The 20035-nt window shown below is 73.9% G+C and carries 16 protein-coding genes; 5 read left to right on the forward strand and 11 right to left on the reverse strand.

What is annotated here, in order from left to right; genetic code table 11:
• Nucleotides 1–78 precede the first annotated feature (78 nt).
• Both ABD665_RS04975 and ABD665_RS04980 read right to left on the reverse strand, forming a co-directional pair.
• Nucleotides 79–744, reverse strand: a complete 666-nt coding sequence (locus ABD665_RS04975) for a class F sortase (protein ID WP_344741289.1) — start codon at nt 742–744, stop codon at nt 79–81.
• Nucleotides 741–1508 carry a DUF4397 domain-containing protein gene (locus tag ABD665_RS04980; RefSeq protein WP_204911962.1) on the reverse strand — a complete coding sequence of 256 codons (768 nt, stop codon included), beginning with the start codon at nt 1506–1508 and terminating at the stop codon, nt 741–743. Before ABD665_RS04980 ends, ABD665_RS04975 begins: the two co-directional genes overlap by 4 nt.
• A gap of 206 nt (nt 1509–1714) precedes the next feature.
• Between ABD665_RS04980 and ABD665_RS04985 the strand changes: the two genes are divergently transcribed.
• A complete protein-coding gene (locus ABD665_RS04985; RefSeq protein WP_204911961.1) occupies nt 1715–2605 on the forward strand; it encodes an oxidoreductase in 891 nt (296 codons plus the stop codon).
• Nucleotides 2606–2639: 34 nt separating this feature from the next.
• Here the strand turns inward: ABD665_RS04985 and ABD665_RS04990 are convergent, their stop codons facing one another.
• Nucleotides 2640–3482 (reverse strand): PHP domain-containing protein, encoded by an 843-nt coding sequence (locus ABD665_RS04990; protein ID WP_204911960.1) that lies wholly within the window; start codon nt 3480–3482, stop codon nt 2640–2642.
• Nucleotides 3483–3789: 307 nt separating this feature from the next.
• Entirely contained in the window at nt 3790–8751 is a 4962-nt protein-coding gene (locus tag ABD665_RS04995; protein WP_204911959.1) for an NAD-glutamate dehydrogenase domain-containing protein, read from the reverse strand.
• An 86-nt stretch (nt 8752–8837) separates the two neighbouring features.
• Between ABD665_RS04995 and ABD665_RS05000 the strand changes: the two genes are divergently transcribed.
• Nucleotides 8838–9320 (forward strand): DUF2505 family protein, encoded by a 483-nt coding sequence (locus tag ABD665_RS05000; protein ID WP_204911958.1) that lies wholly within the window; start codon nt 8838–8840, stop codon nt 9318–9320.
• 12 nt (nt 9321–9332) lie between these two features.
• On the opposite strand, the gene ABD665_RS05005 is transcribed toward ABD665_RS05000, so the two are convergent.
• From ABD665_RS05005 to ABD665_RS05030, 6 genes are all read right to left on the reverse strand, one after another.
• Nucleotides 9333–9713: a PIN domain-containing protein gene (locus tag ABD665_RS05005; RefSeq protein WP_204911957.1), complete on the reverse strand. Its 381-nt coding sequence runs from the start codon at nt 9711–9713 to the stop codon at nt 9333–9335.
• 3 nt (nt 9714–9716) lie between these two features.
• The gene (locus tag ABD665_RS05010; protein WP_204911956.1) at nt 9717–9932 is read right to left on the reverse strand and encodes a FitA-like ribbon-helix-helix domain-containing protein; all 216 of its coding nucleotides are present in this window, start codon (nt 9930–9932) and stop codon (nt 9717–9719) included.
• A gap of 29 nt (nt 9933–9961) precedes the next feature.
• Entirely contained in the window at nt 9962–10768 is an 807-nt protein-coding gene (gene ku, locus ABD665_RS05015) for a non-homologous end joining protein Ku (RefSeq protein ID WP_204911955.1), read from the reverse strand.
• A gap of 4 nt (nt 10769–10772) precedes the next feature.
• Nucleotides 10773–11345, reverse strand: a complete 573-nt coding sequence (locus tag ABD665_RS05020) for a dihydrofolate reductase family protein (RefSeq protein WP_204911954.1) — start codon at nt 11343–11345, stop codon at nt 10773–10775.
• A gap of 80 nt (nt 11346–11425) precedes the next feature.
• Nucleotides 11426–11905 (reverse strand): DUF6912 family protein, encoded by a 480-nt coding sequence (locus ABD665_RS05025; protein ID WP_204911953.1) that lies wholly within the window; start codon nt 11903–11905, stop codon nt 11426–11428.
• Nucleotides 11902–13446 carry a wax ester/triacylglycerol synthase family O-acyltransferase gene (locus ABD665_RS05030; protein ID WP_204911952.1) on the reverse strand — a complete coding sequence of 515 codons (1545 nt, stop codon included), beginning with the start codon at nt 13444–13446 and terminating at the stop codon, nt 11902–11904. Before ABD665_RS05030 ends, ABD665_RS05025 begins: the two co-directional genes overlap by 4 nt.
• Nucleotides 13447–13603: 157 nt before the next feature.
• Here ABD665_RS05030 and metH point away from each other — a divergent pair, with 157 nt between their 5' ends.
• The 3 genes from metH to ABD665_RS05045 are packed head-to-tail and all read left to right on the forward strand — an operon-like array spanning nt 13604 to nt 18108.
• The gene (gene metH, locus ABD665_RS05035) at nt 13604–17404 is read left to right on the forward strand and encodes a methionine synthase (protein ID WP_204911951.1); all 3801 of its coding nucleotides are present in this window, start codon (nt 13604–13606) and stop codon (nt 17402–17404) included.
• Nucleotides 17405–17410: 6 nt separating this feature from the next.
• Nucleotides 17411–17827 carry a GNAT family N-acetyltransferase gene (locus tag ABD665_RS05040; protein WP_204911950.1) on the forward strand — a complete coding sequence of 139 codons (417 nt, stop codon included), beginning with the start codon at nt 17411–17413 and terminating at the stop codon, nt 17825–17827.
• A 56-nt stretch (nt 17828–17883) separates the two neighbouring features.
• Nucleotides 17884–18108: a hypothetical protein gene (locus tag ABD665_RS05045; protein ID WP_204911949.1), complete on the forward strand. Its 225-nt coding sequence runs from the start codon at nt 17884–17886 to the stop codon at nt 18106–18108.
• 145 nt (nt 18109–18253) lie between these two features.
• On the opposite strand, the gene ABD665_RS05050 is transcribed toward ABD665_RS05045, so the two are convergent.
• A complete protein-coding gene (locus ABD665_RS05050; RefSeq protein ID WP_204911948.1) occupies nt 18254–19966 on the reverse strand; it encodes an FAD-dependent oxidoreductase in 1713 nt (570 codons plus the stop codon).
• Between the last annotated feature and the right edge of the window lie 69 nt (nt 19967–20035).

A 20035-nucleotide genomic window follows, 5' to 3' on the forward strand; every position in this document is an offset into this window, starting at 1 on the left:
GGCACTGCCCCGTACGACACCCGACGAGCCCGGCTCGTTGGGTGTCGTCGTCTCCGGGGTCCGCTGCCCCGGCGCGTCCTAGCGGGCCAGGCCCTTCGGCTTCGCGGTGACGACGACGTTGCTGTCGTAGCCACCCTCGCCGCGGCGGTAGTCGCCCCCGCAGGTGATCAGGACCAGGTGCGGGTCGCCGGTCTGCTCGAAGGCCGCGCTGCCGGTGGCGAGGGCGTCCTTCTTGATCGTGCGGATCGACGTGACGGTGTAGGCGAGGTGGTGGCCGCCCGGCCCCCGCAGGGTGACCGTCTCGCCCTTCTTCAGGCTGGGCAGCCGGACGAAGAAGCCGAGGCCGTCGGTCGCCGAGTCGACGTGCCCGGCGATGACCGTGTTGCCGAACGGGTCGCCCGCACGGGCGCTGCCGTCCCACCAGCCGACGTGCTGCACGTCCTCGGGCACCTGGAGCTCCCCGTCGCGGGTGGCGGCGGGCTGGACCGGGGCGGCGTCACCGCCGGGCAGGACGACCTGGTCGGGCACGAAGGTGATCCGGTTGCTCGCGGCCGGGGTCCCGACGGCGGCGGGCGGCGCCGGCCCGTCGGCGGGCGCGGGCGACGTCGCGGCCGGGCTGCCCGGGTCGGCGGCCGGGGGCTGGCCCACGACCGCCGGGTCCGTCCCGCCGCACGCGCCCAGCCCGAGGGCCAGCGCGAGCACCACGCCCGCGTACGCCGGCCGGAGCCGGGGACGCTGGGTCAACGAGTCAGCTTCGCGAGGAAGCGGACGACGCCGGCGGCCTCGCCACCCGTGCCGGTGTCGACCTTCTTGGGCCGCTCGGAGCCGGACGAACCGGTGGCCAGCACGTGCACCGCGACGTTCATCGTGTTGTTGTCCGGGTCGCCGAGCGCGTAGACGCGGTTCACGGCGCCGCCCTTGACGGTCAGGCTGACCGGGCCGAGGTAGACGGGCGACGTCTTGCCCGTGGGCGTGATGGCGACCTTGTACGTGGCGACCGGGACGGTGAGGTTCAGGGACTCGCCGTTGGCGATGTCGGAGAACAGGACCTTGCCGTTCACCCGGACGTCCGCCTCCGGCACGGTGGCCGTGTGCGCGACGACGAGCTCGGCCTTGCCGCGCGGCACCGACGTGGTGTCGTTGCGGAACACGGTGACGTTGGGTTCCGTGGAGCCGCCCGCGGGGAGGTGGACGACGACGTCCCAGCTCGAACGCGCCTTGACGGCGAACGAGCGGCTGAGCAGCTCCATCCCGGCGTCGCTGAAGGTCACCTCGCGCGACCCCGGACGCACCTTGAACGGACCGACGACGGCCGCGGTCTTGACGCCCTTGGCCACCTGCTTGCCGTCGACCGTGACGTCGACGCTGCGGCCCGGCAGGCCCTGGACGACGTACAGGCTGGCGCTGTTGGCCGCGTAGCTCGGGCCGGCGGTGAGACCCGCCAGGCCGAGCGTGGCACCGAGCGTCAGCACCAGGACGAGCAGCCGTCGCGGCGCGCGTGTGGTCATGAGAACCCCCCCGAGCTCTGGTCGGGACGTCGGCGACGACGTCCCAGCGGCGCCCGGCCCCCCGGACGCTCCAGGCGAGGCTACAAGCCGCCCAGGGGCCCCGCAGCCACGCTGGATAAGTCCGTAGGACGTATCTGAAGGCGGGCGAAGAGGTGGCTCCGACGGGGCCGCCGGACCGCCCTAGGGCCGCGGGTAGCGTGGCGATCATGACGACGGCCCCCGCAGCACTCGCCGGCACCTACGACCTCGCCGGCTTCCAGGTCAACCGCATCGGCTTCGGTGCCATGCAGCTCCCCGGCCCCGGGGTGATGGGCCCGCCCAAGGACCACGACGCGGCGATCGCCGTGCTCCGGCGGGCGGTCGAGCTCGGCGTGAACCACATCGACACGGCCCAGTTCTACGGCCCGGACGTCTCCAACGCCCTCATCCGCGAGGCGCTGCACCCGTACGCCGACGACCTCGCGATCGTCTCCAAGGTCGGGGCGCGCCGCGACAAGAAGGGCCGCTGGCTCCCGGCGCTGACGCCCGAGCAGCTGCGCGAGGACGTCGAGACGAACCTCCGCGAGCTCGGCACGGAGCAGCTGGCCGCGGTGAACCTGCGGCTGCAGGAGCAGCCGGTGCCCGGGCAGGCGCCGTTCCAGGACCTGCTCGCCGCGATGGTGCAGATGCGCGAGGACGGCCTGATCGCCGGCGTCGGCATCTCGACCGCCACGCTGGAGCAGGTCGAGCAGGCGATCGAGCACGCCAACGTGGTGACCGTGCAGAACGCCTACAGCCTCGTCGCGCGCGGCGACGAGGACGTGCTCCGGCTGTGCTCGGACCACGGCATCTCCTACGTGCCCTACTTCCCGCTGGGCTCCGCCTTCCCGGGCATGCCCAAGGTGGTCGACGACCCGGTCGTCCAGGCCGTCGCGCAGCAGACGGACTCCACGCCCGCGCAGGTCGGGCTGGCCTGGCTGCTGGCCCACGACGACAGCGTCCTGCTCATCCCCGGCACCTCGTCGGTGTCGCACCTGGAGCAGAACATCGCCGTGGCGTCGGTCGAGCTGACCGACAGCCAGCTCGCCCAGCTCGACGCGGTCGCGCCGCCGGCCTGACCCGTTGCTGAGCGGGGCCCGGCGAGGGCCCCGCTCAGACGGCCACGCGGAGCCGCTTGCGCAGCTCGTCGTAGACCTCGGGACGGGTGGTGTTCACCCCGAGCCCGTGGTCGGTCTTGCCGGTGCCGTGGTAGTCGCTCGACCCGGTGCCGAGCACCCCGAGCCGGTCGACGAGGGCCCAGAGCTCGGCGCGGGCCTCCGCGTCGTGGTCCTGGTGGTCGACCTCGACGCCGTCGAGGCCGTGGCGCTCGACGAGCTCGGTGAGGAACTCCTCCGGCAGCAGCGCCGCGCGCCCGCGGCCCCACGGGTGGGCGATGACGGCGACGCCGCCGGCCTGGTGCACGAGGTCGATGCCGTGCCCGACCTCGATGGCGTAGCGCCCCACGTGCGCGGGACCGCCGTCGGCGAGGAAGCGGTCGAACGCCTCGGTACGGTCCTCGACCCAGCCCGCCGCCACCAGGGCGTCGGCGATGTGGGGCCGCCCGACGGACGGCGAGGACCCGACCTGCGCCATCACCTCCTCCTCGGTGACGGGCACCCCAAGCCCGGCCAGGAGGTCGAGCACGGGCCGCAGCCGCCCCGAACGCCCCTCCCGCACCCGCACCATCTCCTCCGCCAGCGCGGCGGCCTCCGGGTCGGCCCCGTACGCGAGCAGGTGCACGCTCTGCCCCTGCCGCGAGCAGGACAGCTCCATGCCGTGCACGACCTCGACGCCGTGCTCGCGCCCGGCCGCCACCGCCCGGTCGAGCCCGTCGAAGGTGTCGTGGTCGGTCAGCGCGACCACGTCGAGGCCGGCCTCGTGGGCCGCCACCACCAGCTCGGCCGGGGTGTCGGTGCCGTCGGACACGTTGGAGTGGGTGTGGAGGTCGATCCGCATGCCCCAGACCTACCACCCCGGCCCTGACCTCCCGGCCACCCCCTCACCACGCCGACCGGTACGCCTTCCCGGTCCGGAGCCGCTCCCGACCGGGAGCAGGTACCGCTCGCGGGGGCCGCGTACCGGTCGAGGAGACAGCGGCGTCACCTCCGGCACCAGAAGGCACGCCACGAGGTCAGCGCCGTGACTTACGGCGCCAGAAGTCAAGGCCCGCCGTCACCCGCGTCGACCGGTACGCCTTCCCGGTCCGGAGCCGCTTCCGACCGGGAACGGGTACCGCTCGCGGGCTCCGCGTACCGCTCGAGGGCTAGTCGCCGACCAGGCCCCGGACCACGCGGAGGGCGACGGAGGCCTTGGCGAGGTCGGTGGGACCCGTGAGCACGGAGCGGAGGGTCGAGCGGGCGCCGGCGGCCGCGGGCGTGGCGTGCTCCCAGGCCTCGACCAGCTCGTGCGTCGCCTGCGCCGGGTCCTGCGCGGCAGCGCCGGGGACGGCGGCGCGGGCGACGACCTGGGCCGTGAGCCTCGCGTGCGCGGTGTGCAGGTCGTCGCGCAGGGCGGCCCGGGCCATCGTGGACCAGCGGTCCTCGCGCGGGAGCGCGGCGATCCGGCTCATCAGGCGGTCCAGGCCGAGCCGCTGCGCGAGGGCCAGGTGCACGCGGACGACGAGCGTCGGGTCGAGGTCCTCCGCGCGGGCGGTGGTCACGGCCGAGAGGGCGGCGAACGCCGCGGGCAGGACGGCGACGCGGGCGGCGAGGTCGTCGGGGACGCCGGCCGTCCGCAGCTCGGCGGCCCGGCCGGCCACGACCTCGGCCTCGCGCTCCCCGAGCGCGTCGGGCAGCACGGCCACGACGGCGTCGACCCCGGGCCGGAGGTCGGCCTCCGTCGCGTCGATCTCGAGCGGACGGGGCCGCTCGTTCACCAGCCAGCGCGTCACGCGCTCGACGAACGTCCGCACGGCGAGCCGCATCCGGGTCTGGACCTCGGCCGGCACGGCGTGGTCGAGCGCCGCGACCTCCGCCTCGAGGTCGGCCGCGCCGAAGATCGCCCGGGCCGCGATGTGCGCCCGCAGCAGCTCGGGCGCCGTCGCGCCGGTCTCGGTGGAGAGCCGGTGGAAGCAGGTGATGCCGGCGGTGTCGACGAACGTGTTGACCACGACGGTGGTGACGATCTCGCGGTGCAGGCGGTGGCGCCGCATCTGCTCGGTGTACGTGCCGCGCAGGGCCGGCGGGAAGTAGGTCACGAGCCGGTCGGCCAGGTCGGGCTCGTCGGGCAGGTCGCTGCGCCCGACCTCGTCGCTGAGCACGATCTTGGTGTACGCCAGCAGCACCGCGAGCTCGGGCGAGGTCAGGCCCCGGTTCTTGGCGCGGCGCGCGTCGAGCGCCTCGTCCTCGGGCAGGAACTCGATGGCCCGGTCGATGAGCCCGTGCTCCTCGAGCCGCACGATCCACTCCCCGTGCACGCGCGCCATCGCGGGGGCCTGCGCCTCGGCGTTGGCCAGCGCCAGGTTCTGCGAGACGTTGTGGGCGAGCACCAGCCCGGCCACGTCGTCGGTCATCGACGCCAGGAGCGCGTTGCGGCCCTCGGTGGTCAGCGAGCCGTCCGCGACGTCGGGGGCCAGCAGGATCTTGATGTTGACCTCGTGGTCGGACGTGTCCACGCCCGCCGAGTTGTCGATGAAGTCGGTGTTGATCTTGCCGCCGGCGGTCGCGTACTCGATGCGGCCGAGCTGGGTCAGGCCGAGGTTGCCGCCCTCCCCCACGCAGCGCGCCCGCAGCTGGGCGCCGTCCACCCGCAGCCCGTCGTTGGCCTTATCGCCGACGTCGGCGTTCGTCTCGGTCGCGGCCTTGACGTAGGTGCCGATCCCGCCGTTCCACAGCAGGTCGACGGGCGCCCGGAGCGCGGCGCTGATCAACGACGTCGGGTCGAGGGAGGTCACGCCGTCGGCCAGCCCGAGGGCGCGCCGGACCGGTTCGGTGACCGGGATCGACTTGAGCGTCCGGGGGAAGACCCCGCCGCCCTCGGAGACCAGCGCCGGGTCGTAGTCGGCCCAGCTCGACCGCGGCAGCGCGAACAGCCGCTGCCGCTCGGCGAAGCTGCGGGCCGGGTCCGGGTCGGGGTCCAGGAACACGTGCCGGTGGTCGAAGGCGGCCACCAGGCGCACGTGCTCGCTGAGCAGCATCCCGTTGCCGAAGACGTCGCCGCTCATGTCGCCGATGCCGACGCAGGTGAAGTCGTCGCGGTCGGGGTCGATGCCGAGCTCGCGGAAGTGCCGGACGACCGACTGCCACGCGCCGCGGGCCGTGATGCCCATGGCCTTGTGGTCGTAGCCGGCCGAGCCTCCCGAGGCGAACGCGTCGCCCAGCCAGAAGCCCTCGTCCAGCGCGATCGCGTTGGCGACGTCGGAGAAGGTCGCCGTGCCCTTGTCGGCCGCGACCACGAGGTAGGGGTCGTCCCCGTCGTGGCGCACCACGTCCGGCGGCGGCACGACGACCGGGCCGTCCGCGGTGGCACGGAGGTTGTCGGTCACGTCGAGCAGGCTCGTGACGAAGATCTGGTAGCAGGCGACGCCCTCGGCCAGCCAGGCGTCGCGGTCGAGCGCCGGGTCGGGAAGCCGGCGCGGCACGAAGCCGCCCTTGGCGCCGGTCGGGACGATCACCGTGTTCTTGACGGTCTGCGCCTTGACCAGGCCCAGGACCTCGGTGCGGAAGTCCTCCGCCCGGTCGGACCAGCGCAGCCCGCCGCGGGCGACCAGCCCGAACCGCAGGTGGACCCCCTCCACGCGCGGAGCGTGCACGAAGATCTCGAACGCGGGCCGCGGCTCGGGCAGGTCCGGGACCTCGCGCGACCGCAGCTTGAGCGCGAGCGCTGCCCGACCGGACCGGTAGAAGTTCGTCCGGACGAGCGCCTTCAGCACGGACAGGAACGAGCGGATGATCTTGTCCTGGTCGAGGCTGGACACGTCGTCCAGCGCGGTCTCGACCGACGTCACGAGCGCCGCCGCCCGCTCGGCCCGCTGCGCGACCGTCAGCTCCCGTGCGGGGTCGAAGCGGACCGCGAACAGCTCGAAGAGCGTCCGCGCGATCGCCGTGTTCGCGGCGAGGGCCTGGGCCATGTAGGTCTGGCTGTACGAGACGCCGCCCTGGCGCAGGTAGTGCCCGACCGCGCGCAGCAGGCTCACCTCGCGCCAGCCCAGCCCCGCCGCCATGACCAGCCCGCAGAACGCGTCCGACTCGGCCTCGCCCTCGTACGCCGCCCGGAACGCCGCCACGAAACGCTCGCGCCCGGCGGTGTCCCAGTCGGTGGCCACGGCGGCCGCGCCGCCCGGGACGGCGAGCCCGAAGTCGTAGATCCAGGCCCGTTCCTCGTCGCCGGCGTCGAGCTCGTACGGGCGCTCGTCGATCACGTCGACGCCCAGGCGGGTCAGGTGCGGCAGGAGCTGCGACAGCGACAGCGAGACGTCGCGACGGAAGATCTTGAGCCGCAGGTCGGCCTCGTCGACCCCTCGACCGGGCAGCGGGTCGGGCACGTAGAGGGCCAGGGCCATGTCCGCCCCGCTCTGCAGGTCGGCCAGGGCCACGAGGTCCTGGCGGCCCTGGCGCGGCGTGTAGTCCTCCTTGTAGCCCTCCGGCAGCGCGCGCAGCAGCGCGCCGAGCCGGTCGGCCGCCCGGGTGCCGCCGAGCAGGTCCGCGAACTCGTCGTCCCAGGTCCGCGTGGCCGCGGTGAGCTCGCGCTCGAGGGCGCGCAGGTCGATGCCCTCGTCCAGCACGACGGGTGCGTGCCCCGCGGGCATCCGCACGACCACGTGCAGCCGGGCCAGCACGGCGTCGGTCACGCGCGCGCTGTCGTCGATGCTCGCGCCGCCCAGGCGCTCGAGCAGGACCTGCTCCATCCGGCGGCGGACCGTGCCGGTGTAGCGGTCGCGCGGCAGGTAGACCAGGCACGAGGCGTAGCGCCCGTACGGGTCGGCGCGCACGAACATGCGGACCTGGCGCCGTTCCTTGAGGTGGGCGATCCGCTCGACGGTCTCGGCGAGCTCGGGCAGCGGCGTCTGGAAGAGCTCGTCGCGCGGGTAGGTCTCGAGCGTGTCGACGATGGCCTTCCCGCCGTGGCTGGCGAGGTCGTAGCCCGAGCCCGCGATGACGGCCGCGGCCTTCTGCCGGAGCACGGGGACGCGCATCACGCTCTCGGAGTAGGCCGTCGTCGAGAACAGCCCGAGCAGCCGGTGCTCCCCCACGACGGCGCCGTCCGCGTCGAAGCGGCGGACGCCGATGTAGTCCAGGTAGGCGGGCCGGTGGACCCGCGAGCGGGCGTTGTCCTTGGTCACCACGAGCAGCGCGGGCGGTCCGTCCAGCCGCGGCAGCGCGGCGAAGGCGCCGGGGGCGTCCTCGTCGCCGTGCAGGATGCCGAGCCCGGTCCCGGGGACGGGCACGTAGCGCGCGTGCTCACCCTCCCCGACGAGGTCGTAGTCCCGGGCGCCGAAGAACGTGAAGTGGTGGGTGCTCAGCCAGTCGAGCAGCTCGCGCGCCTGGTCGGCCTCGCCGCCGGTGCCCGCGTGCGGACCCGAGCCGACCTGTTCCGCGAGCTCGGCCGACACGGCGACGGCACGGTCGGCCATCGCGCGCCAGTCGGCCACGGACACCCCGACGAGGTCGAGCACCTCGTGGACGCCGCGCTCGAGGTCGGCCGCGGCCACGTCCTCCGGACCGAGTCGCGCGGGCGGCAGCAGCTCCAGGTGCATCCAGGACTCGTGCAGGGTGGCGGGCTCGGCCGCGGCCTCGGCGGAGCGCAGCAGCTGGCGCAGCCGGCCCTCGGCGTCGCGCAGCACCAGGAACTGCGGGTGGAAGACCTCGCGGATCGTCCAGCCCTGGCGCAGGACCTCCATCGTCACCGAGTCGACGAGGAACGGCAGGTCGTCGGTGACCACCTGCAGCACGGTCGCGCCGCCCACGCCGCCGGACCCGCCGACGTCGTCGAGGCCCGAGAGGTCGTCGGGCGCGTCGGTCCCGCCCGGGCCGACGACCCGGACGACGTCCTGGCCCGGCTCGCGGACCAGGGCCGCGCGGTAGTGGGCCTCGACGAGGGCCAGCAGGTCGTCGACCGTACGGTCCTCGAGGTCGGCCGGGTCGACGTGACGGAAGTAGTGCCACATGAAGGTCGAGACGGCGTCCGGGTCCTGCCCGAGCTCGGCCGCCACGCGGCGTCCGGCGGCGGCGACCGCGGCGATCTTGTCGGTCTTGTCCTGCTCGAGCCCGACCTCGTACGTCGTCACCACACCATCCGTCTCTGCCCTGGGCGCACCCCGTCGTGCGCCACGACCACGTTAGACGGTGCCGCGTCGGCTGGTTCAATGGCCGCATGGACATCTCGACCGACCTCGACTTCGCCGCGACGCCGGCCGCCGTGCACGCGATGATGCTGGACCGCGGCTACCAGGAGCAGGTCTGCGTGGACAGCGAGTCGCGCCGCTGGGAGGTAGAGATCACCCCGCCGCGCACCAAGACCTCGCGCACCCTCGACGCGCCGGAGTCCGCGGCCCGCTTCACCGGCTCCGAGCTGACGATCCTCGAGGAGACGACCTGGGGCGAGGCGGCGGCCGACGGCTCCCGCCGGGCCGACCTCGTGCTCACCGTCGAGCGCCAGCCGGTGACGCTGCGCGGCACGTTGCACCTGGCCCCCGGCGGCCGCGGGACCACCGTCCGCCTCACCGGCGAGCTCAAGGTCAACGTCCCGCTGCTCGGCCGCAAGCTCGAGCAGGGCGCGGCCCCGGCGGTGCTCGCCGGGTTCCGCACGCAGCAGAAGGCCGGCGACCGCTGGCTCGCGGAGAACCCGGCCGCCTGACCCGAGCGCGGTTCAGGGCAGGACGTCGACCGGGCACCGCAGCCCCGGTGCCCGGGCGATCCGGGCGTCGGCCGTGAGCAACGGGCAGCCCAGCCGTTCGGCGAGCGCGATGTAGAGGGCGTCGTACGCGCTCAGGTTCGCCCGCAGCCCCCACACCCGCTCGGTCATCGGTCCGGCCGGGTGGCGGGTCAGGCTCGCGCTCTGCAGCCCGACGAGCGCGCGACCCGCCGTCCCGGCGTCGAGACGGTTCCCCAGCACCAGCCCGCGGAGCGCGCTCGTCACCTCGGAGTCGAGCAGGTGCGGGGCGTGGAGCTCCTCCTCGGCCAGCCGCTCGCGCGTCTGCCCGTGCCTGAGCAGGGCGCCGACCAGAACCGAGGAGTGGACGACGACCACGGCCTAGCGCCGGCCGGCGTCGATGGCCGCGAGGATCTCGTCGGTCCCGACGTCCGTGGACGGCATGGCGTCGAAGATCTCGGCGTTCCGGGTGCGGCGGGCCAGGCCCTCGAGCTCCTTGACGACGACCGCGTTCACCGAGGAGCCCTCGCGGGCCGCCAGCTGCTCGAGCCGCTCGACGACGTCGTCGGGCACGTTCCGGACGTAGAGGGTCCTCATGCCGTCCATGCTAGCAATCTGCTAGCAGCTCAGCCGGCCTTCGCCGCCGCAACCTCCGCACGCCGCTTCTTGGCCGCCTCGACGGAGGCACGCAGGGCCGCGACGAGGTCGACGACCTCGGCCTCCTGGGGCGCCTCGGTCGCCTCGGCCATCGGGACGCCCGCGGCCTTGCTCTGCACGACCTCCTCGAGCGCCTCGCGGTAGGCGTCGGTGTACTCGTCGGGCTGGAAGTCCCCCGACAGCGCCTCGATGAACGACTGCGCCATGGTCACCTCGGCGTCGGAGACCGACACCGTCTCCGGCGGCGCGGCGAACTGGCCGTCGCGCAGCTCGTCGGGCCAGAGCATCGTGTGCATGACGAGCAGGCCGTCGCGGGGACGGACCAGGGCGAGCGCCTCCCGCGAGCGGAGCGCGACCTTGACGAGCGCGCACTGCCCGGTCTTGACCAGCGCGTCGCGGAGCAGCACGTAGGGCTTGGTGCCCGGTCCGTCCGCCTGCAGGAAGTAGGTCTTGTTGAAGTAGGTCGGGTCGACCTCCTCCTCGGCCACGAACTGCACCACCTCGACGGCCTTGGTCGTGGCCAGCGGGAGCGAGTCGAAGTCCTCCTTCTCCAGGATGACCATCCGCCCGTCCGCGAGCTCGTAGCCCTTGGCGATCTCGGCGTACGGGACCTCCTCGCCGTCGATCTCGCAGACCCGGCGGTACTTGATCCGGCCGCCGTCGGCCGCGTGGACCTGGCGGAAGGCGATGTCCTTCTCCTCGGTGGCGGAGTAGAGCTTCACCGGGATCGTGACGAGACCGAAGGAGATCGCACCCTTCCAGATCGAGCGTGGCATGACGTCAGTCTGCCTGCGTGCCCTCGGCAGTCGGAAGGGCCGGTCCGTAGACCACGTGCAGGACCCCGTTCGGGTAGGCCGTCGAGGAGAGCAGCGCCAGCGTCGTCTGCGGGCCGCCCTCGTGGGCCAGGTAGGGCCCGGACCCGACCAGCACCGGGTAGACGAAGAGGTGCAGCTCGTCCACGAGGCCGTCGGCGAGCAGCGCCCGGACTAGCGTCGCGCTCCCGCTGACGTAGAGGTCGCCGTCGACCTCGTCCTTGAGCGCCGCGATCCCGTCCCGGTCGTACGGGAGCACGGTGGCGGGGCCCCAGGACGGTTCGGTGAGCGTGCCGGAGACGACGTACTTGTGGCTGTCGTTGAAGAAGGGGGCGCCGGGGTCGTCCTCCGCCGTGCGCTGCGACCACGCCGGCCCGAACATCTCGTACGTGCTCCGGCCCAGCAGGAGCGCGCTCGCACCGGCGGTGAGGGCCGCGGTGTCGGCGGTCTGCTCCTCGGTCCACGGGAAGGGCATCGTCCACATCGGCGCGCCGACCGACGCGTCGACGCTCGTGAACTCGTGCACCTTGATCGCACCCACCGGGTCTCCTCCTCGTCGTCCGGACGGTCGGTCCCGCCGGTGTGCTCATGGACCCGGCCTGCGCCCGGTTCTCATCGGCTCTAGCCGAAGGAGGCGTCGAGCTCCTCCGGGGCGTACCAGAGCAGGTCCCAGCGGTCCACAAGCCCGACCACGTCCTCGTCGTCGGCGACGTCGCCGAGCGCGCGGCCGCCGGCCACGGCGCGGGCGGCGTCCAGGTCCTCCGCCGCGCCCGGCTCGTCCGCGAACACGGCAGTGACCGCGGACCACCGCAGGCCACGGACGACGACCTCGCCGAACTCGCTGCCCCGGTCGTCGACCCGCCCGCTGTCGACCGCGACGGCGAGCACCGTGCGCAGCCCCGGGCCGGCGAGCAGCGCCGCCAGCCCCGCGTAGCCGAGGGCGACGAACCCGGCCTCCTCGTCGTCGGCGGGCCCCAGGTCGTGGGCGGCGAGCAGCGCGGGGCCCGGCGCGTACGCGGTCAGGCCGGCGAGCTCCTCGCCGGCGCGCAGGGCCAGGGCCTGCTCCCGGGACACGGGGACGAAGGCGGAGAGGGTGCTCATGCGCGACCCGCCAGAGCGCGTCGGCGTGCGGCCTCGGCCCGCGCGGCGGCCTTCGACGCGGCGGCCCGGCGCTCGGCCGGGGAGGCCACGCGGACGGGGCGGCGCGGGCGGGCCCGGCCGGTCGTGCCCAGCAGGTCCGCGACGGCATCGTCGAGGCACCGCACGAGGTCGTCGAGGTCGGGGACGGCGTCGCGGTCGGCGGTCAGGCCGAAGACCACCTCGCCGTCGTAGGAGGTGACGCCGACCGCGAGCAGGTGGCCGGGGGCCAGCGGCAGCACCGGGAACGTCTCCGTCAGCCGGGCACCGCCGGCGTAGAGCGGCACCTGCGGCCCGGGCACGTCGACGACGAGCACGTCGTACGGCGGGCGCGCGGTCCCGGCGGCGACGCGCGCCCCGAGGGCGTGCAGCGTGGCGGGCGCGAAGCCCGGGATCTCGGTCAGCGTCCGTGCGCCGACCGCGCGCCCGTCGTCCCGCTGCCCCTGCGTCGCCCGGACGACCTCGTCGAGCCGGACCAGCGGGTCGGGCTCCCCCGTCGGCAGGTCCACGACCCGGGCCTCCACGGCCACGCCCAGCGACGAGGTGCCCGTCTCGTCCTCCAGCACGGTCGTCGGCACCAGCGCCCGCAGCGGCCGGTCGAGCCGCCCGGCTCCGTCCCGGGTGGGCAGCCAGGCGCGCAGCCCGCCGGCCACGACGGCCAGGACCACGTCGTCGACCGTGCAGCCGTGCGCGACGTGGACGGCCTGCAGGTCCGCCAGCGGGACCAGCAGGGTCGCGACGCGGCGCCCCGGCGAGACGTTCCCCGCCAGCGGCGAACCGGCGGGCGGACGACCGCCGCGGAGCACGTCACCGGCGACCTCGCCCAGGCCGCCGACGACCGTGCCGCCGACGACCTCGCCCACCGCGAGGGCCACCCCGAGGGCACCGGCCACGACGCCGCGGAGGTTGTCGAGCGCGCGGACCGGGTCCTGCGCGCTCTCCCACAGGGCGCCGACGACGAGGTCGGTCGGGCCGGGCTCGAGGCCGGGGTTCCAGGCGGAGGCGAAGGTGTCCTCGGACGAGGCCGGGTCGACGTCGAGCAGCACCTGGGCGAGGTCGACCGTGTCGTCGCCGTCGACCAGGGCGAGGTGGGTCTTCTCGACCACGGCCACGCGGCCGCCCTCCAGCCCCTCGACGACATGGACCTCCCACAGCGGCCGGGACCGGTCCAGGCGCCGGGCGAGCAGCCGGGCGACGAGCTCGCGGAGCTGGTCGGACGTGCCCGGCCGGGGCAGGACCACGCCGCGCACGTGGGTCGCGAGGTCGAAGTCGTCGTCGTCGACCCACACCGGGGCGGCCAGCCGGCCCGGGACGGCCACGACGCGCTGACGGTAGCGCGGGACGTACGCGAGCCGGCTCTCGACCAGGGCGGCGACGGCAGCCCGGTCGACCGGGCCGCTCCCGGGGGTCGGCTCGAGCACGGTGACGGTGCCGACGTGGGCCGGCGTGCGGACGGTGTCGAGCGCGAGCAGCGAGACCTCGAGGGGGGTCAGTCGCTGGGGCACGCGTCCACCGTACGGCGTGCGCGTCCGCCGACGAGGACCCCTCGCCCGGGCGTCCGTCCGCCGCCCGGGAAACCCGTGACAGCCGGCGGCGACTCCGTATCCTGGTGAGTCAGGTGGGGCGGCCTGTCCCGGACGCCTCCACGATCTCAGGGGACCCGTGAGCACCACCGTCGAGCACCGCCCGGACGCGAGCGCAGCGCTGACCGCGCTGCTGCGGGAGCGCGTGGTGGTCATGGACGGCGCCATGGGCACCCTGCTGCAGGAGCAGGGCCTGTCGGAGGGCGACTTCCGCGGGGAACGGTTCGCCGGCTGGCCGAGCGACGTGCAGGGCAACAACGACCTGCTGAACCTCACCCAGCCGGAGCTGATCGGGTCGCTGCACACGCAGTACCTCGACGCGGGGGCGGACCTGCTCGAGACCAACACCTTCAACGCGCAGCGCATCTCGCTCGCCGACTACGGCATGAGCGACCTGGCGTACGAGATCAACCTCGCGGCGGCGCGGATCGCCCGGGGAGCCTGCGACGCCGCCGAGGCCCGCGACCCGGGCCGGCCGCGCTGGGTCCTGGGCGCGGTCGGACCGACGAACCGCACGGGCTCGATCTCGCCGGACGTCAACGACCCCGGCGCCCGGAACGTCACCTTCGACGCACTGGTCGAGGCCTACCGCGAGCAGGTCCAGGGCCTGGTCGACGGCGGCGCGGACGCGTTGATCATCGAGACGATCTTCGACACCCTGAACGCGCGGGCGGCGATCTTCGCCGTCGAGACGCTGTTCGAGGACCACGGCCGGCGCTGGCCGGTGATCATCTCCGGGACGATCACCGACGCGTCCGGCCGCACGCTCTCGGGCCAGGTGACCGAGGCCTTCTGGAACTCGGTGCGTCACGCCCGCCCGCTCGCCGTCGGACTGAACTGCGCCCTGGGCGCGAGCGACCTGCGCCCGTACGTCGCGGAGCTCTCCCGCATCGCCGACACCTTCGTCTCCACCCACCCCAACGCGGGGCTGCCGAACGCCTTCGGCGAGTACGACGAGTCGCCCGAGGACCTCGCCCGGGTGCTCGGCGAGTTCGCCCGCTCCGGCCTCGTGAACATCGTCGGCGGGTGCTGCGGCACGACGCCGGCGCACATCGCCGCGCTCGCCGCCGCCGTCACCGCGGAGACCACCGGCGTCGGCCCGCGCGAGCCGGCCGAGGTGCAGCCCGCGCTCCGGCTGTCGGGGCTCGAGCCGCTGACCGTCACCGAGGACTCGCTGTTCGTCAACATCGGCGAGCGGACCAACATCACCGGCTCCGCACGGTTCCGGAACCTGATCAAGGCCGGCGACTACCCCACCGCCCTGGAGGTCGCCCGGCAGCAGGTCGAGTCCGGCGCGCAGGTGATCGACATCAACATGGACGAGGGCATGATCGACGGCGTCGCCGCGATGGAGCGCTTCACGCGCCTCGTCGCCACCGAGCCCGACATCTGCCGCGTGCCGGTCATGATCGACTCCTCGAAGTGGGAGGTCGTCGAGGCCGGCCTCAAGGCGCTCCAGGGCAAGCCGATCATCAACTCGATCTCGCTCAAGGAGGGCGTCGAGCCCTTCCTCGAGCACGCGCGCCTCGCGCGGCGCCACGGCGCGGCCGTGGTCGTCATGGCCTTCGACGAGGACGGCCAGGCCGACACCCTCGAGCGGCGCCAGGACGTGTGCCAGCGGGCGTACGACCTGCTCGTGGACGAGGTGGGCTTCCCCGCGCACGACATCATCTTCGACCCGAACGTCTTCGCGCTGGCCACGGGCATCGAGGAGCACCAGAACTACGGCGTCGACTTCATCGAGGCCGTGCGCTGGATCAAGAAGAGCCTGCCCGGCGCGCTGGTGTCCGGCGGCATCTCGAACGTGTCGTTCTCCTTCCGGGGCAACAACCCGGTGCGCGAGGCGATCCACGCGGTGTTCCTCTTCCACGCCATCGAGGCGGGCCTCGACATGGGCATCGTCAACGCCGGCGCGCTCGTGGTCTACGACGACATCGAGCCGGACCTGCGCGAGCGCATCACCGACGTGGTCCTGAACCGCCGCCCGGACGCGACCGAGCGGCTGCTCGAGGTCGCCTCGGCGCACAACCGGGCGGCCTCGGGCGAGGTCACCGAGCAGGAGTGGCGCGGGCTGCCGGTCCGCGAGCGCATCACGCACGCGCTGGTGCAGGGCATCGACGCCTGGGTCGTCGAGGACACCGAGGAGCTGCGCCTCGAGCTGGTGGGGTCGGGCGGGCGTCCGCTCGACGTCATCGAGGGCCCGCTGATGGACGGCATGGGCAGGGTCGGCGACCTCTTCGGCGCCGGGAAGATGTTCCTGCCGCAGGTCGTGAAGTCGGCGCGCGTGATGAAGAAGGCCGTCGCGCACCTCGTGCCGTTCATCGACGCGGAGCGTCAGCCGGGCGAGACGACGACCAAGGGCAAGGTCGTCATGGCCACGGTCAAGGGCGACGTGCACGACATCGGCAAGAACATCGTCGGCGTGGTCCTGCAGTGCAACAACTACGACGTCGTCGACCTCGGCGTCATGGTCCCGGGCCAGAAGATCCTCGACACCGCGCGGGCCGAGGGCGCCGACCTGATCGGCGTCTCGGGCCTGATCACCCCGTCGCTGGACGAGATGGTCAACCTGGCGAAGGAGATGGAGCGCCAGGGGTTCACGATCCCGCTGCTGCTGGGCGGCGCGACGACGTCGCGGGCGCACACCGCGGTCAAGGTCGCGCCCGCGTACTCGGGCCCGGTCGTCTGGGTGAAGGACGCCTCACGCTCGGTGCCGACCGTCGCCTCCCTGCTCTCCGACGAGCGCCGGCCGGCGCTGCTCGAGTCGGTCGCGGCCGACTACGCGTCGCTGCGCGAGCGGCACGGGGCCAAGCGGACCGACCGGCCGCTGCGCTCGTACGCGCAGGCCAAGGCCCACGCGACCCCGCTCGAGTGGACGGGCCACCGCCCCGTACGCCCGCGGATGCTGCTGCAGCAGGCGCGCGACCAGCACACGTCCGAGCAGCCGACGGGCCCGCACGCGGTGGCGTCGTACACCCGGACGTTCGACGACTACGACCTCGACGAGCTGCGCGGCTACATCGACTGGAGCCCGTTCTTCGGCGCCTGGGAGATGCGCGGCCGGTTCCCGGACCTGCTGCACAACCCGGCGACCGCGACCGTGGCGCGCAAGCTCTACGAGGACGCGCAGCGGATGCTCGACCGGCTGACGCGGGAGAAGTGGCTGCGCGCGGCGGGGACGTTCGGGCTGTTCCCGGCCAACCGCGTCGGCACCGACGACCTGGAGCTCTACACCGACGAGAGCCGCACGGCCGTCCGGACGACGCTGCACCACCTGCGCCAGCAGGGCGAGCACCGCCCGGGCATCCCGAACCGGTCGCTGGCCGACTTCGTCGCGCCGAAGGACAGCGGCCTGACCGACTACGTCGGGGCGTTCGCGGTGACGGCGGGGCACGGTTCAGCGGAACGCGTCGCCGCCTTCAAGGCCGACCTCGACGACTACGGCGCGATCCTGCTCGAGTCGCTGGCCGACCGGCTGGCCGAGGCGTTCGCCGAGCGGCTGCACCAGCGCGTGCGGCGGGAGTTCTGGGGCTACGCGCCCGACGAGCGCCTGGCCGGCGACGACCTGATCGCGGAGCGCTACACGGGCATCCGGCCGGCGCCCGGCTACCCCGCCTGCCCCGACCACACCGAGAAGGCCCTGCTCTGGCACCTGCTCGACGTAGAGGCGCAGGTCGGGATCACCCTGACCGAGTCGATGGCCATGTGGCCGGGGGCGGCGGTCAGCGGCTGGTACTTCGCGCACCCCGAGAGCCAGTACTTCGTGGTCGGCCGGATCGGCCGCGACCAGGTGTCGGAGTACGCCACCCGCAAGGGCTGGACGCTCTCGGAGGCCGAGCGCTGGCTCGCGCCCAACCTCGACTACGTCCCGGAGGACTGAGGGCCCATGGCTGGCGCGTCGGTCGGCTACCGCGTACGCGGGCCGGTCGACGACGTCGCCCTCTCCGCCCTGCACGACCGGGCCTTCGGTGCTGCCGGCCCGGTGCTGCCCTGGAACGCGCGGCTGCACCACCACAGCCTGACCTGGGTCGAGGCGATGGTGCGCGACGGTTCCGTGGGCCCGCAGGTCGTCGGCTTCGTGAACGTGGTCTGGGACGGTGGCGTGCACGCCTTCCTGCTCGACACCTGCGTCGACCCGGAGCGGCGGCACGAGGGCATCGGCGTCGAGCTCGTACGACGGGCGGCCGAGGCGTCGCGCGGGACCGGCTGCGACTGGCTGCACGTCGACTTCGAGCCGCACCTCGAGACGTTCTACGCGCGCTGCGGCTTCTCCCCGACCCCGGCCGGGCTCCTGCGCCTCTGAGCACGTCGCGCAACACCCGCGCGACAGCACCTCATGTCACGGGGTAAGCGGCGCGCATGAGCGCAGACCAGAGCCAGGACGTCAGCGGCCACACCCACGAGGCCCGCGACCAGACCTCGACCACCGGCGAGGGCCCGGGCGACAGCATCCGCGAGCTCCTCCACCCCGACCAGAACGTCGGGGTCACCGAGGACGCCGAGCGGCACGAGGAGGAGGCCAGCCGCGAGGCGAAGGAGGGACCGACCGGAACCCGCGCCCCCGACCCTCGCGACCGTCCCTGACGGCGGGCGCGAGTCCCAGGAGTTTCACGTAAACGTGGGTCTCCGGTACTCACCACGGCAGATCTGCCGTGGTCAGTACCGGGGTCCCACGTAAACGTGAAAGTCCTGTGACAGCAGTGACCCGCCGCTGGGCCCCGGCGGGCGGCTAGGAGCTGGCGCCCACGCGGACGTCGGCGGCGCCGAGGCGGGCGGCGTCGGCCGTACGGTCGTCGGGCTGGGTCTGGGACTCGCGCTCGGCGGCGACGCGGGCGACGTAGTGCTCGACCTCGCGGGCCACGTCGGCGTCGTCCCAACCGAGCACGGGGGCGACGAGGCGGGCGACCTCCTCGGCGACGACGGTGCCGCGGTCCCAGGTCTCGATGGACACCCGCGTACGGCGGGCGAGCACGTCGTCCAGGTGCAGAGCGCCCTCGTGCGAGGCGGCGTAGACGGCCTCGACGCGCAGGTACTCCCCCGCGCCGGCCAGCGGCTCGGAGAGCGACGGGTCGGCGTCGACCAGCTCGAGCAGCTCCGGGAGGAGCGTGCCGTAGCGGTTGAGCAGGTGCTCGACCCAGCTGACGCCCAGGCCGGCGCGCTCGGCGAGCAGGCGGCGGGAGTTCCAGGCGGCGTGGTAGCCGTCGGCCCCGAGCAGCGGGACGTCCTCGGTGATCGACGGGCCCGTGCCCGCGTCGAGGTCGCGCACGGCCGCGTCGACGGCGTCCTTGGCCATGATCCGGTAGGTCGTGTACTTGCCGCCGGCGACGGCGGTCAGGCCCGGGGCGGGCGAGGACACCGCGTGCTCGCGGGAGAGCTTGGAGGTCGACTCGTCCTCGCCGGCCAGCAGCGGGCGCAGCCCGGCGTAGACGCCGATGACGTCGTCGGTGGTCAGCGGGTCGGCGAGCAGCGCGTTGACCTGGCCGAGGACGTAGTCGATGTCCGCCGCGCTCGCCGCCGGGTGGGCGAGGTCGAGGTTCCAGTCGGTGTCGGTCGTCCCGATGAACCAGAAGTTCCCCCACGGGATGACGAAGAGCAGGCTCGTCGGGGTCCGGGTGATGATGCCCGTGCGGGAGCTGATGCGCTCGCGCGGCACGACGAGGTGGATGCCCTTGGAGGCCCGCACCCGGAACTGCCCCCGCCCGCCGATCATCTCCTGGATCTCGTCGACCCAGACCCCGGTCGCGTTGATCACGTGCTTGGCCCGCACCTCGATCGCGGAGCCCGTCTCCAGGTCGGTGACGGTGGCGCCGGTGATGCGCCCGGCCGTGCGCGCGAAGCCGGTCACCCGGGCGCTGCTGGCGACGATCGCGCCGTAGTGGGCGGCGGTGCGGGCGATCATCATCGTGTGCCGGGCGTCGTCGACCTGGCCCTCGTAGAAGGTGATCGACCCGCTCAGCGCGCCGGGCTTCGCCGAGGGGAACGCCTCGTACGTCGCACGCTTGCCGTGGTGCTTGAGGTGCGACGGCACGCCGCGGCCGGCGCCCATGACGTCGTAGACGCCGATGCCGAGGCCCGCGTACGCGCGGTCGATCCCGGTCTTCTGCAGCGGGTAGAGGAACTCGACCGGGTGCGCGAGGTGCGGGCAGAGCGTCTCGAGCGCGAGCTTGCGCTCCTTGAGGGCCTCGAAGACGAGGGCGAAGTTCAGCTGCTCCAGGTAGCGCAGGCCGCCGTGGAAGAGCTTGCTCGAGCGGCTGGACGTGCCCGCGGCCCAGTCCCTCGCCTCGACGAGCCCTACCCGCAGGCCGCGCGTCACCGCGTCGAGCGCGGCCCCCACGCCGACGACCCCGCCGCCGACGACGAGGACGTCGAGCTCCTCCTCGCCGAGCCGGCGCAGCGCCTCGGTCCGGGCGGCAGGGCTGAGGGGGGAGGTGAGCGAGGGCATGTCCCCAGTGTCCCCCGTTCCGCCGCAGGCCCCTCGGGGGTGGTGACGGTGGGCCGGGCGGGTCCCGCC

Origin of the sequence: Microlunatus spumicola (assembly GCF_039536445.1) — a bacterium.
Taxonomy (GTDB): Bacteria; Actinomycetota; Actinomycetes; order Propionibacteriales; family Propionibacteriaceae; genus Microlunatus; species Microlunatus spumicola.